At 70.4% G+C, this 15,626-nt stretch carries 8 protein-coding genes; 3 read left to right on the top strand and 5 right to left on the bottom strand.

Annotated elements, in window-relative coordinates:
• Window positions 1-3 precede the first annotated feature (3 nt).
• Complete coding sequence (locus AC5JJ2_RS25650; RefSeq protein WP_495860897.1) at window positions 4-1,686, top strand: serine/threonine-protein kinase; 1,683 nt, start codon at window positions 4-6, stop codon at window positions 1,684-1,686.
• Between the two features lie 127 nt (window positions 1,687-1,813).
• On the opposite strand, the gene AC5JJ2_RS25645 is transcribed toward AC5JJ2_RS25650, so the two are convergent.
• Genes AC5JJ2_RS25645 through AC5JJ2_RS25635 form a run of 3 tightly spaced genes read right to left on the bottom strand, consistent with a single transcriptional unit; the run spans window position 1,814 to window position 5,915 of the window.
• A complete protein-coding gene (locus AC5JJ2_RS25645; protein WP_495860896.1) occupies window positions 1,814-3,043 on the bottom strand; it encodes a hypothetical protein in 1,230 nt (409 codons plus the stop codon).
• A gap of 35 nt (window positions 3,044-3,078) precedes the next feature.
• On the bottom strand, window positions 3,079-5,313 hold the full coding sequence (locus tag AC5JJ2_RS25640) for a serine/threonine-protein kinase (RefSeq protein WP_495860895.1): 2,235 nt from the start codon (window positions 5,311-5,313) through the stop codon (window positions 3,079-3,081).
• Window positions 5,310-5,915: a sigma-70 family RNA polymerase sigma factor gene (locus AC5JJ2_RS25635; protein WP_495860894.1), complete on the bottom strand. Its 606-nt coding sequence runs from the start codon at window positions 5,913-5,915 to the stop codon at window positions 5,310-5,312. Before AC5JJ2_RS25635 ends, AC5JJ2_RS25640 begins: the two co-directional genes overlap by 4 nt.
• Before the next feature lie 339 nt (window positions 5,916-6,254).
• Here AC5JJ2_RS25635 and AC5JJ2_RS25630 point away from each other — a divergent pair, with 339 nt between their 5' ends.
• Window positions 6,255-7,553: an efflux RND transporter periplasmic adaptor subunit gene (locus AC5JJ2_RS25630; protein WP_495860893.1), complete on the top strand. Its 1,299-nt coding sequence runs from the start codon at window positions 6,255-6,257 to the stop codon at window positions 7,551-7,553.
• Between the two features lie 107 nt (window positions 7,554-7,660).
• Window positions 7,661-10,867 carry an efflux RND transporter permease subunit gene (locus tag AC5JJ2_RS25625; RefSeq protein WP_495860892.1) on the top strand — a complete coding sequence of 1,069 codons (3,207 nt, stop codon included), beginning with the start codon at window positions 7,661-7,663 and terminating at the stop codon, window positions 10,865-10,867.
• 316 nt (window positions 10,868-11,183) lie between these two features.
• On the opposite strand, the gene AC5JJ2_RS25620 is transcribed toward AC5JJ2_RS25625, so the two are convergent.
• Window positions 11,184-12,887 carry a hypothetical protein gene (locus tag AC5JJ2_RS25620; RefSeq protein WP_495860891.1) on the bottom strand — a complete coding sequence of 568 codons (1,704 nt, stop codon included), beginning with the start codon at window positions 12,885-12,887 and terminating at the stop codon, window positions 11,184-11,186.
• A 75-nt stretch (window positions 12,888-12,962) separates the two neighbouring features.
• Window positions 12,963-15,566, bottom strand: a complete 2,604-nt coding sequence (locus AC5JJ2_RS25615) for a hypothetical protein (RefSeq protein WP_495860890.1) — start codon at window positions 15,564-15,566, stop codon at window positions 12,963-12,965.
• Between the last annotated feature and the right edge of the window lie 60 nt (window positions 15,567-15,626).

Raw genomic sequence — 15,626 nt, 5'->3', positions numbered from 1 at the left:
GCGATGACCGACGGCTCCGCCACCGGCGAATGGACGCCGCCCCCGCCGGGGCCGGCCGCGTGGCCGACCGTCCCCGGCTACGAGATCGTCGCCGAGTTGGGCCGCGGCGGGATGGGCGTCGTCTATCAGGCGCGCACGCTCCGGGGCAGCCACCCGGTCGCGGTGAAGGTGATCCGCGACGGGGCGCTCGCCGGGCCGCGGGAGCGGGCGCGGTTCCGGGCGGAAGCGCTCGCGATGTCGAACGTGCGCCACCCGAACGTGGTCACGCTCTACGAGGCCAACGAATACGCCGGCGTCCTCTACTACACGATGGAGCTGCTGGCCGACGGCCTCGACCGGCGGCTCGCGCGACAGCCGGTCGCGGTCCGGGAGGCGGCCGAGTTGGTCCGCACGCTGGCCCTCGTGGTCCAGTTCGCCCACGGTCGGGGCATCGTTCACCGCGACTTGAAACCGGCGAACGTGCTGCTCGACGGCCCCACGCCGAAGATCGCGGACTTCGGCCTCGTGAAGCGGCTGGGCAGCGAGAGTACCGCGTGGACGCAGGACGGGGCGGTTCTCGGTACGCCGAACTACATGGCCCCGGAGCAGGCGGCCGGCCGCGTCGCCGAGGTCGGCCCGGCGGTGGACATTTATTCCCTCGGCGCGATCCTGTACGAGCTGCTCGCCGGCCGACCGCCGTTCCGCGCCGACACGTGGCAGCGGACCATCGAGCACGTTTTGAACGACGAGCCGGTCCGTCTCCCCGCGGCCGTGCCGCGCGACCTGGAGACGATTTGCTTGAAGTGCCTGGAGAAGCGACCGGAGGACCGGTACGGCCGGGCCGACGAGTTGGCCGCGGACCTGGACCGCTTCCTGACCGGCCGCCCGCCGGTCGCCGTGCCGACGCCGGACGGCGTGCGGCTGGCGCGGGCCGCCGCCCGCGACGGGTACGAGTTACTCGGCGAACTCGGCCGCGGGCCGTGCGGCGTCGTTTATCGCGCCGCCGTCGGGTCGTTCAAGCAACCGGCCGCGGTGAAGGTGTTCGCCGGCCCGGTCGCGGACCGCGCCGCGTGGCAGGCGTGGTTCGATCACACGGCCGGGGTGGCGGCGGCGTTCGCGCACCCGCAGGTGGTCGCCGTGCAGAAGTCCGGGTGGTGGGACGGCCGGCCGTTCGTCGTGACGGACCTCGCCCCGGCCGGCAGCCTCGCGGGGCAACTCGGCGGCAAGCCGCGGCCGGTCGCGCAGTCGCTGCGGCTGGTGGCGGGGCTGGCGGAGGTCGTGTGCTACCTGCACCGCCAGGGGGTCGTTCACGGGAACCTGAAGCCGACGAACGTGCTGCTGGCGGCGGACGGCATCCCGCGGCTCGCCGACGTGCGGCCGCCGGTCGGGTTGGTTCCAGCCGACGCGCCCGACCCGTACCGCTCGCCGGAGCTGGCGAACCCGTCCGCCGAGCCGCGGCCGTACACCGACACCTACGGCCTCGCGGCCGTGCTCTACGCGCTCTTGACCGGCCGCCCGCCGGCGGACGAGCCGGCCCCGCCGTCGGCGGCGAACGCGGCCGTGCCGCCGGAGGTGGACGGGGTGTGTTTGCGGGGCTTGCGGAGGAACCCGTGGCAGCGGTTCACGCGGGCGTATGACCTGCTGACCCGGTTGCGACAACTTCAGAAGGCGGCGGAAGCGATGACGGGGAAGCGGCGAACCTGGTAGGGCGGGTCAAGGCTTTGCGCCGACCCGCCGCGCCGCCAGCCGGCTGAGCGGTTCTCCCGCGTGGTTGCGGTCCCCCGGCGGGTCGGCGCAAAGCCTTGACCCGCCCTACAAGAGGCGAAAGGCGCGGTCACGCCTTCTCGGCCGCGGTCCGGCGGCGGTAGAAGTGGTTCGTCCCGACGCCGAGCAGCGCCGCCAGGAAGAGGTAACTCGTTCGGTTCGACCCCTTCTGCGCCGACCGCGTCTCGACCGGCTCCGGTTCGGCGGCCGCGAACGGCGCGGCCGGGATCGGCTCCGCGGCCAGCGCCGTCAGCACGTCGGCGACCGGGTCGGACAGGTCCGGCACGACGGCGTCCGCCAGCGCGACGCCGTGCAGTTCCGGCACGAGCGGGTCGATCCTCGTCGCGGACTGCGGAAGGGGCGTCGAGACCCGCCGTGCGGCTGCGGCTTCCAGCGACACCCCGTGTTGGACCGGCTCCGTCGGCAGCTCAGTCGCCGCGGTCGGGGCGTGCAGGAACTGGTACGTCAGCCCCGCCGGCGGTGTGGTGGCCGCGCGGTTGATCGCGTCCGCCGGCGGCGGCTCCGGGGTCGGCGGCCGCGTCAGCGTGGCCGACACCGCCGTGCGGGCGGTCCCGGCCTCGAACGCCGACTGCCCGACCAGCGCCGGCCCGTTGTTCCGCGGCGGTGGTGGCGGCGGCGGGGAGAACGGCAGCGGGGGCGGTTCCGCCGGCGGGGCCGCCGGGCCGAGCGGCTCGCCGTTGCCGTTACCCGCGGCCGGCGGCGGGGGCGGACTCGGCGGGATCTGCGTCGCCGGGGGCGGGGGCGGCGACGACGGCGGGACCGTGACGACCGGCGACCCGGTCGAACTGCCGCCGGTGCTGGTCGCGAAGGCGCGGTACGCGAGTTGGTCGAACTGCACGCCGTCGGCCGCGTTGCTCGAAACGACGCTCGTTTCGAGTTGGAAGCCGTACCGCTTCACGTCGGCCGCGTCCGCCAGGGCCGTGAGCCGCACCTCGCCGGTGTACACGGCCGGGACATCGACCGCCCGCGTGGTGGCGATCCCCGTCGTCTGCCCGTCCGCGGTCGGTTGGAACACGCCGACCGTCACGAGGTTGTCGTTGAACACGACCGTGGCCGTGCGGCCGACGGTGTCGGCCGTCGGCACGGTCAACAGTTGGCCGGAGAACTCGTAGGAGACCTGCGCCCCGACGGCGGCCGCCGCCTCGGACGAGAACAGGTAGACCCGCGTGCCGCTGAGGGGCAGTGCCGTCGTCGAGAAGACGCACCGGTCCTCCAGGCACTCGACGTGGAACGTCGGCCGGCGGGTCCGTCGCGGGCTGTCCGACAAGCGGGTCGGCATAATTCACCGTCGGCCATCCCTCGGCCGAACGCGGGTTAAGAAATCGCGAGGCTCATTGAAAGCGCCCGCAGTGCGGCCGTCAATCCCACCCGATGGCCGGGCGTGTCCGGGAAGTCGGCCGCCAGCCGCCGCCATGCGACGACGGCGTTCCCGGCCGCGGTTCGCGCGTCCGTCGCGCGGCCGAGGCGGGCCAGCACTTCCGCGCTCCGCAGCTGGGTGCGGGCCTTTTCCCGGCGGTAGGCCGGGTCGCGCGGGTCGGCGGCGAGAACCTTCTCGCGGAGGGCGGCGGTCTCGCGGAACGCCGTCGCCGCGTCCGCGTCCCGGCCGGTCGCGGCCAGCACCTCCGCGAGGTTGTGGCTCGCCGTCGCCAGCTCCGCGACGTACTGCGGTTCCTTCGGGTGCTCGACCGCGACCTTCGCCAGCCGCCCCCGCGCCGCGCGGAAGCACGCTTCCGCTTCCGCGCGGCGGTCTTGGAGTTGCCAGAGCAGCCCCTGGTTGTTCTCGACCCCGGCGAGCGCCGCCCGGTCGAACGGGTCGATCGAACCATTCCCAACGAGCGATTGGAACTGCTCGGCCGCGGCCCGGTAGTCCTGCCCGGCGGCGGCGTACTCGCCGGTCCCGCGGGACAGGTTGCCGCGGTCGTTCAGCGCGATGCCCAACTCGCGGCGGACCGCGTCGGTCGGCGGAAGGTTTTGAAGGCGCGTCACGGCGGCCCCATACCCGGCGACCGCCTCGGCCGTCGATCCCAACCGCGCCTGAATGTCGGCGACCCGCCGTGCCGCGACGGCCGCCGCCAGACGGTCGCCGTCGGTCACGGCGGGTCGGTCCGCCGTTCGCTCGTAGTGGCCGCGGGCTTCGATCAGGAATTCGCGGTGCTCGCGCTCCAGGTGCGGCGCGCGGGCCAGGACGGTGTTCACGTACTTGTTGAAGAAGAAGTCGGCCGTTCGGTCGGACCCTCGCCACCCGGCCTCCGCGTTGTCCCGCTCGTGCCGTACCCGCGACTCGTTCCACAGGAGCGTCCCGACGAACGCCACCGTGGTTACGGCGGCGGCCGCGGCGAGCCGGCGGTGGCGGTTCAGCCACTCGAACCCGCGGTCCACCATGCCCGGCCGCCGGGCCAGGATCGGCTTGCCGGCCAGGAACCGCCGCAGGTCGTCGGCCAGGTCGGCCATCGACGGGTAGCGGCGGGCCGGGTCCTTGCTCAGCAGCTTCAACACGATCGTTTCGAGGTCGAACGGCACGCTCGGGTCGATCCGCCGCAGCGGGGTCGGGTCGTCGGTCAGGATGCGGGCGATGACGGCCGCCCGGTCCGCGTCCGGGAACACCGGCCGGCGGGCGAGCAGCTCGTAGAACGTCGCCCCGAGGCCGTACAGGTCGGTCCGCTGATCGACGACGCCCCGCCGCGGCTCGACCTGCTCCGGGGCCATGTACCGCAGCGTCCCGACCAGCGCGGACGACGCCGTCAGCCGCGTCAGACCCGGCACGAACGCCAGGCCGAAGTCCACCACCCACAGGTGGTCGTCCTCGTCCAGCAGCAGGTTCGCCGGCTTCACGTCCCGGTGGACGATCCCCTGCGCGTGCGCGTGGCCGAGCGCTTCCGCCGCTTGCAGCATCCGCCCGGCGAGGAACGTCGGGTCGATCGGCGTCGGCCGTTCCACCGCTTCCACATCGGGGAAGTCGTCGTTCTCGCGAGTCAGGTCGAACGTGCGAGCGTTCGGCTTCGTCGAGCGGCCGGGCAACGACGGCCGGGCGATCATCTCCGCGAGCGACCGGCCGGCCACCAGCCGCATGGCGAAGAAGTGGACGCCGCGGTCCTCGCCGACCTCGAACAGCGGGACGATGTGCGGATGGTCGAGCGCCTCCGCGGCGCGGACCTCGTGCTTGAACCGCTTCAACTCCGCGTCGTTGAACCCGGCCGTGAACGGCAGCACCTTCACCGCCACCCGCCGCTGGCTGGTCGCGTGCTCGGCCTCGTACACCGCCCCCATCCCGCCGCGGCCGATCAGCCGCACGAGGCGGTACGGCCCCAGCCGGCGGTCCGGCGTCGGCCACGCGGACCGCGACTCCGAGTGCGTCGCCTTCCGCAGGAAGTCGAGGCCGTCGAGGCAGTCGGCCAGCGCGTCGGCGATGTCCGGGTGCTCGGCCAACAGCGCGTCCCGGTCCGGGGCGCGGTCGGCTTCGAGTTCCGCGAGGTACTGCTCCAGCACCCGCACGACCTCGGGGTCGTCCGGCGGCAGGCCCGCGTCGGTGATCGTGTGCGTCGTGGTCATGACAGTTCGGGGATCAGCCGGCGGAGCTGGGCCAGCCCGCGGACCCACAGCTTCTTCACGCTGTCCAGGCTGCGGTCCATCCGGGCCGCGACCTCCGGGAACGACAACTCTTCCAAGTTACGCAAAATCAGCACGTCCCGATAGTCCGGCGGCAGCCGGCTCAGGGCGTTCGCCAGGATGACGGCCGACTCGCACCGGGCGGCGTCGTGGCTCGGCGACGCGATCGCCGCCGTCACGTACCCGGCCAGGTGCTCGGACGACTGATCGACGGCCGCCCCGATGCTCTGCTCCAGCCGGATGTCCCGCCGCTTCGTCCCGCGGTAGTGCCGGACCTGGTTCGCGAGGTTCCGCACCAGGATTTGCCGTAGCCACGCCACGAGTTCGCCGACGGACATACCGCGGAACCCGTCGAAGTCGCGGTGCGCCTCCAGGAACGTCTCCTGCACCACGTCGGACGCATCGAGTTTCACCCGCAGCGTCCGGTCGATCTGCAGGCGGGCGAGCAGCGTCAGGTACTGCCGGTACGCCTCCAGCAGTCGGCCGAGGGCGGTCGCGTCCCCGCGGCGGGCGTCGTTCAGCAGCTGGTCGGTGTGCGTGAGCATGGCGGTATTTTCTAACAGGCACGGACCAACGCGGGACGGGGCCGCGGATTCGGGGGAATTTTTGGAGGTGGGAAACTTGAACCGTTTCGAGACGAAAGTTGTGCTCACAACGGCGAACGGCACGGCGTCAGCGTGCCGGTAGGGGCCGCGGCGAGCGCCACCGGCACGCTGACGCCGTGCCGTTCGCCGTAGCGGTGGGGCGACTTCAAAAAATCTCGAACCTTTTCCGGACTCGCGCGTCACTTTTTCCGCGCCCCACCGCCGGGGTAGAACCGGCCGGTTGAGTCGGCCATAGAATCGATCTGTAAGCCCGTCGCCGTCCTTTGGGTATTCCCCGGCATGAAACTGCTGCCACCAACCCTGTTCGGAACGCTCGTCGTCGCGGTCGTCGGGTGTCAGGGCCAGAACGCCGCCCCGCCACCGCCGCCACCGCCAACGGTGACGGTCAGCAAGCCGATCCTGCACACCGTTCAGAATTACAACGAGTACAACGGCTACCTCGAGTCCGTCGAGATGGTCGAGATCAAGGCCCGCGTCAAAGGTTACCTGGAGAAGGTCCACTTCAACGAGGGGTCGGAGGTCGAGAAGGGGAAGGTCCTCTACACGATCGACCCCCGCGAGTTCGAGGCCGGCGTCGCGAAGGCGCAGTCCGACATCGAGCGGGCGAAGGCCGACAAGGCGAACGCCGACGCGCAGATTCAACTCGCGGAGGCGGAGCTGGCCCGGCTCGACAAGCTCGGCACGGCCGCCGCCCAGAACGAGAAGGACAAGGCCGTCGCCACCCTCGCCGCGAACAAGGCGCAAATGAAAACGGCCGTCGCGATGGAGGGGGCGGGCGAGGCGGCCCTCCGCATGGCGAAACTCGACCTCGAGTACACCAAGATCACCGCCCCGATCACCGGGCAGATCAACCGCACGCTCGTCACCCAGGGGAACCTCGTCGGGCAGGCCGAGCCGACGCTCCTCACCACCATCGTCCGGATGGACAAGCTGTACGTCTACTTCGACGCCCCGGAGCGGGACCTCGTCGCGTTCCTCCAGGCCGCGCCGGAAATCCGGCCGACCGGCAGCGACCGGACCGTCCCGGTCGAGGTCGCCGTCACGAACGAGCGGGGCTACCCGCACGCCGGCAAGATCGACTTCCGCGAGAACCGGGTGGACACCGGGACCGGCACCGTCCGCATCCGCGGCGAACTCGACAACCCCCGCGGGCCGGACGGCAAGAACCGCGCCCTGTACCCCGGCCTGTACGCGAAGGCCCGCGTGCCGAACGGCCCGCCCCGCGACCTGCCGGTGATCCCGGAGGAAGCCCTCATGACCGGCCAGGAGGGGCGGTTCGTGTACGTCGTCGGCGAGGGGAACGTGGCCCAGAAGCGGACGGTCGTGGTGTCCCCGCAGGTCGTGTGGCGGACGCCGCCGCCGGCGAACGCCCCGCCGGAGCCGGGCTGGGAGATCGTCCCGCCGCCGCCGAAGCCGGACGGGAAGCCGACGCCGCCGAAGGCGGTCACGTCCATCGTCGCGATCGAGAGCGGCCTGTCGCCGGCCGACCAGGTCATCGTCAACGGCCTCCAGAAGGTCGTGCCCGGCCGCCCGGTGACGCCGGAGGAGTGGACCCTGCAAGGGCCGCCGAAGAAGTGACCGCGTGAGGGGGTGTGAGAGTGGAGGGGGGAGGGCGTGGCCCGCCCCACGCAACCCCCCCCACCCGCCCCCACGCCCCCCCACTCCCCCCCCCCCACCGTGGGCCGATGATGACCCCCTTCTTCATCGACCGCCCGATCTTCGCGAACGTCATCGCCGTGCTCACCGTGCTGTTCGGCGTCGTCGCCGTCACGCGGCTGCCGGTCGAGCAGTACCCGTCGATCACGCCGCCCACCGTCGTCGTCTCGACCGTGTACCCCGGCGCGAACGCGAAGGTCGTCGCCGACACCGTCGCCGCGCCGATCGAGCAGCAGATCAACGGCGTCGAGAACATGATGTACATGTCCTCGACCAGCTCGGCCGACGGGTCGTACTCGCTGACCATCACGTTCGAGATCGGCACGAACCTGGACACCGCGCAGGTGCTGGTGCAGAACCGGCTGGCCATCGCCGAGCCGACGCTGCCGGAGGAGGTCCGGCGGCAGGGCGTCACCGTCAAGAAGCAGTCGTCGAACATCCTGCTCGTGATCTCGCTCACGTCCCCGAACGGGGCGTACCCGCCGATCTTCCTGTCGAACTACGCCACCCTCCGCATCCGGGACGAGCTGAGCCGGGTCGCCGGCGTCGGCGAGGTGACGGTCAAGGGGGCCGGGGCGTACTCGATGCGGGTCTGGATGGACCCGGACAAGCTCGCCGCCCGGCAGCTGACGACGCAGGACGTGATCGCCGCCCTCGCCCGGCAGAACGTCCAGGTCGCGGCCGGGCAGGTCGGCCAGCCGCCGAACCCGAAGGGGCAGGCGTTCCAACTCACCGTCACCACCCTCGGCCGGCTGTCGGAGGTCCCGCAGTTCGAGGAGATCGTCGTCAAGACCGGGGCGAACGGGCAGATCGTCTACCTGCGGGACATCGCCCGCGTCGAGCTGGGGTCGCAGACGTACGACTCGTTCGAGGCCCGGTCCGGCGTCGCGGCCGCGAACCTGCTCGTCTACCAGCTCCCCGGCTCGAACGCCCTGGACGTGTCCACGCGGGTAAAGGAGCAACTGGAGAAGATCAAGGCGTCCCTGCCGGACGGGACGGACGCGATGATCCCGTTCGACACGACGAAGTTCGTGGACGCGGCCATCACGAACGTGCGGTCCACGCTCGTCGACGCCGGCGTCCTGGTGCTGGTCGTCATCCTCGTCTTCCTCCAGAGCTGGCGGGCGCTGCTCGTCCCGGCCACGACCGTGCCGGTGACGCTCATCGGGGCGTTCGCGTTCATGTACCTGTTCGGGTTCTCGATCAACCTGCTGACGCTGTTCGGCCTCATCCTGGCCATCGGCATCGTGGTGGACGACGCCATCGTGATCGTCGAGAACGCCAGCCACCACATCGAGGGGGGCATGGCCCCGCGGGAGGCGACGATCAAGGCGATGGGCGAGGTCACCGGCCCGGTCATCGCCATCACGTTCGTGCTCCTGGCCGTGTTCGTCCCGACCGCGTTCCTCGGCGGCATCACCGGGCAGATGTACCGGCAGTTCGCGCTGACGATCGCCGCCACGGCCGTCATCAGCGCCGTCAACGCCCTGACGCTCAAGCCGGCCCAATGTGCCACGTACCTGCGGCCGCATACCGGCCGCGGGTTCTTCACGCGGGCGTTCGACTTCTTCTACAAGCCGGTCGAGAACGCCTACTCGTGGTCCGTGCGGCAGCTGCTGAAGGTGTGGCCGGTCATGTTCCTGATCTTCGCCGGCCTCGCGGCGTACACGGCGTGGCAGTACAACCGCGTCCCCACCGGGTTCCTGCCGGAGGAGGACCAGGGGTACGTCGTCATCGCCGTGCAGCTGCCGGACTCGGCGTCGCTGGACCGGACGCGGGAGGTGGCCGCCCGGATGAACGCCGTGTTCGAGCGGTACAAGGACGACGGGACCGGGACGAAGGGGCCGATCGAGAACTGGTTCGTTCTCGGCGGGCTGTCGCTGCTCGACGGCACGGCCGCCCCGAACGGGGCGACGGCGTTCATCGCCTGGACCGACTGGTCGAAGCGCAAGAAGCCGGAGTGGCAGCAGACGGCGATCAAGAACGCGATCCAGGGCGAGCTGTTCGGGTTCCAGGAGGCGAACATCTACGTCATCATCCCGCCGTCGATCCAGGGGCTGGGCTTCTCCGGCGGGTTCGAGATGAAGATCGAGGACCGCGGCGGCGTCGGGCTGGAGGCCCTGCAGGAGCGGACGCAGGCGATGATCGAGGAGGGGACGAAGAACCCGGAGATCGCGCCGCCGCCGGCCACCCGGTCCACGTTCCGCGCCGGCGTGCCGCAGCTGTACCTCGACATCGACCGGGTGAAGGCCGAGAAGATGGGGGTGAAGCTGGACGACGTGTTCGCGGCGCTGCAGGCGAACCTCGGGTCGATCTACGTGAACGACTTCAACAAGTTCGACCGGACGTACCAGGTCCGCGTCCAGGCGGACGCGAAGTTCCGCGGGGACACGGAACTGCTCCGCCGGCTGGAGGTCCGCAACCGGGCCGGCGGCCGCGTCCCGCTCTCGACGCTGTTGACGGTGAACGTGCGGGTCGGCCCGCAGTCGATCATGCGGTACAACCTGTACCCGTCGGCGACGATCAGCGGCTCGACGGCCGGGCCGCAGGTGAGTTCCGGCCAGGCGCTGGAGGCGATGGAGCGGACGGCCGCCCAGGTGCTCCCGCAGACGATGGGGTACGACTGGACGTCGATCGCGTACCAGGAGAAGCGGGTCGCCCCGCAGCCGGTCGAGTTCCTCGGGTGGCGGTTCATGCTGAGCGAGGCGGTGATGGTGTTCGGCCTCGCGGTGTTCCTCGTGTACCTGGTGTTGGCGGCGCAGTACGAGAGTTGGCTCCTGCCCCTGGCCGTGATCCTGGTCGTGCCGCTCGGCATCCTCGGCGTCGTCCTCGGCATCCTGGCCCGCGGGTACGACAACAACATCTACACGCAGATCGGCGTCGTCCTCATCATCGCGCTGGCGTCGAAGAACGCGATCCTGATTGTGGAGTTCGCCCGCGAACTGCGGCTGGAGGGGAAGTCGATCCGGGACGCGGCGCTGACGGCGGCGCGGATGCGGTTCCGGCCGATCCTGATGACGTCGATCGCGTTCATCCTCGGCGTCGTCCCGCTGGTGTTCGCGTCCGGGGCCGGGGCCGCGAGCCGGCGGTCGCTGGGGACGGCCGTGTTCGGCGGGATGATCACGTCCACGGTGCTGGCCGTGTTCTTCGTCCCGGCGTTCTACGTGGCGATCCAGTCGCTGGTCGAGTTGATGAACGGCCCGCCGAAGGTGAAGCACGCGGAGCCGGAGTTGTGAGGCGGGGCGGCCGTGTCAACGGCCGCCCGTGGAACCCGGAGCGGCAGCGACGGGGTGTCCGTGACGCACAACCCCGTCGCTGCCGCTCCGGGTTCCACGAGTTGGCGGGAGCGCCGGGTGGGTGGATGGTTTTCGGCCTGAAAGGCCGCAACATGTCAGCCCAGGGCAACGCCCTGGGTAGACCGCACCCAACACACAAGCCCTGAAAGGGCGACACGCGAACCGGCGTCGCCCTTTCAGGGCTTGGTCATCTCGTGCCACGACCCAGGGCGTTGCCCTGGGCTGAGCGCTCCCACCCCTTCGGGGTGAAAACTGCTCACTTCTTCTGCGTGCCGCCGATCTTCTCGAAGTACTCCTTCACCCCGGCCTGCGCCTCCTTCGGGACTTGCTGGCTGTCCATCGCCTGCGGGGCCTCCTGCACGGCCTGCTGAATCTGCTGGCCCAACTCGACGGTGGACTTCTTCGTGAACGCCGGCCCCTTCACCGCCCCGGCGTACCGCTTCTGCCCGGCCTTGTCGAACAGCCCGCGGATCCGCTCGTCCTTCGAGGTCGTGTTCCCGGTCTTGTCTTCCTTCCGCTTGCCCATCCCCTCCTGGCCCTTCGGCGACCACTCGGCGTCGTCCTTCGGTTCGAGCGGCTTCTTGCCGTCGCCCTCGCCCTTGCACTGCTTGCACGCCTTCTTCAGTTCGTCGCGGAGCTTCTGCAGGTAGTCGTCCGCGTCCTCCAGGTCCTGCACCTCTTGCTCGATGCCCTTCATCTGGTCGCCGAGTTCCTTGAGTTCCTCGGTCATCTGTTCGAGGTCGCCCTTCTCGGCCATCTCGCGGAGCTTCTCCATCTTCTGCGCGAGCTTCTCCATCATCTCGGCCGACTGCTTCATCTCGGCCTTCATCTGCTCCAACTCTCGCTCGAGGGCCTCCGCGTCCTTGCCGTCTTTCTTCGCCTGGTCGAGTTTCTTTTGAAGGGCCTCGGCCTTCTCCTTCCGCTCCTTGTCGTTGCGGAGTTGCTTCGCCATCTCCTTGAGCTGGTCGTCGAGCTTCGTCAGGTCCTTCGCGTCGAGCTTCTTCTCCTTCGCCTTCTTGCGGAGTTCGTCCACCTCCTCCTGCGCCTTCTTCAGGTTCCCCTTCGCGAGCTGCTCGTTCAGCTCCTTCGCCGGGCCGTCCTCGAACTCCTTCTCCTTGCTCAGCCGGTCGAGTTGCTGGAGTTGTTGCTCCATCTGCTTGAGCTTCTGGTACTCGCCCTCCTTGAACTTCTTCAGCTTCTCTTCGAGGCCGGTCAACTCGGTGACCTTCTCGCGGGCCTGCTGCTCGTCCTTCGGCTCGTTCTGCCGCCACTTCTCCATCGCCGCGTTCAGCTCCTCTTCGAGCTTCTTCAGGTCCTCGGACTTCTTGCGGTCGAGTTCGTCCGGCACGACCTGCTTGGTGAACGGCTGCGTCGGCAGCTTTGCGGCGTCGCCGGGGAGTTTCGTCGCGGGAACTTTCTTCTTCGCGTCGGCGGTCGAACCGTCGTTGGACGCGGAGGACGTGTCCGGGTGATAGAAGAAGACGACGGCCGCGATCAGCGCGGCGACGGCCGGGACGCTGCCGAGCGACCACCGCGGGCGGATCGGGAACTTCTCGCCGACGCGGACGCTGGCGACCTTCGCCGAGGCGTCCGCGAGCAGCGCCTGGCCGGCGGCCGTGTCCCGCTCTTCCGGCCGCAGGCCGAGGGCCGTCGTGACCCGCTCGCGGAGGTCGAACCGGCGGTCCACTTCGAGGGCGGCCGCCTCCCGGGACGGCCGGCCGGCGACGGCCCACGCGACGCCGGCGACGAGGCCGAGGCCGACGGCCGACCCGCCGACGGCCCACCGTAGCCACTCCGGCGGCACGGCCAACAGCCACGGCTCGGCGAGAAGCCAGATTAAACCGACGGCCAGCCCGGCGGTGAGGCCGACGCCGACGGCGTGCAGCAGGGCGTCGCCGAACAGCCGGCGGCGGGCGCGGCCGATGAACCGGTCGAGCGAAGCGAGCAGGGTCGGGGTCATGTGCGGGGGTTCCTCGGCCTCTGCCGGGACGACGCCGGCCGGGCGGGGCGATTTCATCTTACCACGGCGGGCGGCCTACTTCCCCGCCGCCGCGATCCGCACGAGCGCCAGCGCCGCGTCGTTCGCGATCCGCACGTTCGCCGTCTGGTTCGCCCAGCCCGTCAGCAGCCGCTTCGCGTCCGGGGAGCCGATGCGCTCGAGAATCTCGATCGCCCGCGCCGCCCGTAGGTCGGGGCCGTTCGGGTACGTCTTCGGGCCGGCCTTCATCTGGTCCAACAGCTCCTCGCACCGCGCCCGGACCTCGACCGACTCCGTCGTGCGGATGCCGTCCTGCAGGGCCGCCGCCGCCCGCGGGCCGAGTTCCTTCAGCTTCTTCACCGCCGCCTGCCGGTCGTAGAACGCCGGGGCGTCCAGCTTGCGGATGAGCGTCGGCAGGTCCACGTCCAACGGCTTCGGCGCGGGGGCGACGAACTTCGCGTTCAGTATCCGCATCGCCGCCTCCGGCCGCTGCGCCAGCCGGTACAGGTTGGTCCGATCCTCCCCAGGGGCCTTCTCCGTGCCGAGCGCGTCCCAGAACTTGTCCGCCTCGTCCGGCTTGATCTCCGGCAGTTCCGGCGGGGCGGGAACCTTCCACACCGTCACCGTGCCGTCGAAGTGGCCGGTCGCCAGCGCCCGGCCGTCCGGCGCGAACGCCAGCGGGGACCCGGCCCCCATCCCCTCGTAGTAGTTCGGGATCCGCATGTCCGTCACCGCGTAGTTCGCGATTTCCTTCGACGAGTTCAGGTCGAACACCTTCACCCCCTTCTGGGTGGCGAACGCGATCAGCCGGTTGTCCGGGCTGAACGCCACGACGTTCGAGTTCGCGCCGGTCGAGAGCTTGCGGACGTTCGTGCCGGTCACCACGTCCCAGACGTGCATCGTGCCGGGGGTGGAGATGTTCCCCCGGAGCGTCTCCTCGTTCTGCGTCGTGGCCATGAGCCGGCCGTCGGCGGAGAACGTCGTGATGCCGCCGTAGTAGTAGTAATTCTGGTTCTGGTTCTTCACGATGTTGAACAGCGTGCTGCCGGACGACACGACGACGACCTTGCCGCCGACCATGGCGAACCGGCCGCACGGCGAGAGGGTGGCCAGGGAGGCGTAGTTCGGGAACGTGAACTCGGTGAAGTTCGTCTTCGCCCCGGACGCCACGTCCCACGTCTCGAACGTCATCTTCGACTGGTTGCCGGTGTAGTTCATCTTGTACAGCGTGGCGGTCGCGCCGTCGGCCGCGAGTTGGCCGTAGAAGTACTCGTTGGCCTGCTTGGAGTTGTCCTTGAGCTTCGCGAGCGTCTTGCCGGTGAGGCCGTCGCGGACCTCCATGACGTTCTCGCCGCCGCCGGTCAGGTATCGCGGGCCGGCGGCGGTGTACGCGACACTGCGGGTCTGCATGTACCCGCCCCAGAACCAGTTCATCTGCTCGGCCGCGGTGAGGGCTTTCGGCTTGTCCGGGTCCGGCGTCCGCGCCCACGTCTTCGCCGTTAGGTCCCAAACGCCGGGCGCGTCCGACTCGCCGAGGCTGAAGACCTTCGTGCCGTCCGGCGAGAACACCAGCCGCGAGACGGTCGTGATCGAGCCGGGCGGTTCCGGGTCGCCGAACGCCCTGTCCCCCTTCGGCAGGTTCCACCGGCAGAGGTGGCCGTTGAACGCGGTGACGACGAACGTGCCGTCCGGGGCGAACGCGGCCCCCGACAGCGTGTTCCGGGCCGCCCGGCCGGCGGCCAGCTTCGCCACTTCCTTGCCGGCCGCCACGTCCCAGACGACGGCCCCGCCGGCGGACTGCGGGAACAGCGCCAGGTCCTTCGGCCCGGCCGTCTGCTGGCCGGTCGCGTCGGCCGCCTTCGGGAGCGTCCGCTTGACCTCCTTCCCGGTCGCCGCGTCGCGGACGCCGCTGAGCTTCTCGACGCCGATGGCGAGCAGGTGCTTCGAGTCGGCCGTGAACGCCGGCCACATGCCGACCGGCTCGGTCCAGAGCTTCTTGCCGTCCTCGACGTTGTAACACGTCCCGCTCATGGCCGCGCCGGGGGCGAAGTTGTTCGCGTCCAGGATGAGGACCTTGGAACTGTCCGGGCTGAAGTGCATGAGGCCGGCGGCCGAAACGAACCCGCCGTTGTTCTGTTCGAGGAACGCCTTGCTCGCGCCGGTGGCGGTGTCCACGATGACGTGCCGCGGGTTCCCGTTGCCGTACTCGTTGACGAGGATTTTCTTGCCGTCCTTCGACAGGACGGCGGAGCTGATCCAGTTGTTCCCCCCCTGCTGGCTGGGGTACTTCATCTTGACCTTGCCGGTGGCCGTGTCGATGAGCCGGATGGCGCGGGCGGAGTAGTCCTCGCCGTCGAACGCGAGGGCGAGCGACCCGTCGGCGGACAGCCCGGCGAGGCTGCCGCCGACGCCGTACATGTTCCGCTCGGCCTTCTCGACGAGCCGGCGGCCGGCGAGCGGCTCGCCGGTGGCGGCGTCGAACGTCCGGGCGTACCCGTTCGGGGTGACGGTGATAATTCGTTTACTGTCGGCGGAGACGGCGACGTGGACCGGGCCGAGCCGGTGCGGGCCGGCCCCGAGCCGGGCGAGGGCGTTGTGCGGCAAACCGTTCGGCTGGACGGACGACAAGACGAGCGCGGCGAACCAGGGGGTGAACGTCACGGCGGGTCTCCGGAGTGGACCGTGTGATTGTACCCGCCGGGCGAACGTCGTGCCGCAGTT

It is taken from the genome of Limnoglobus sp. (assembly GCF_059499385.1).
The sequence above is the reverse complement of the archived record's forward strand: the minus strand, read 5'-3'. Positions and strand labels throughout refer to the sequence as shown.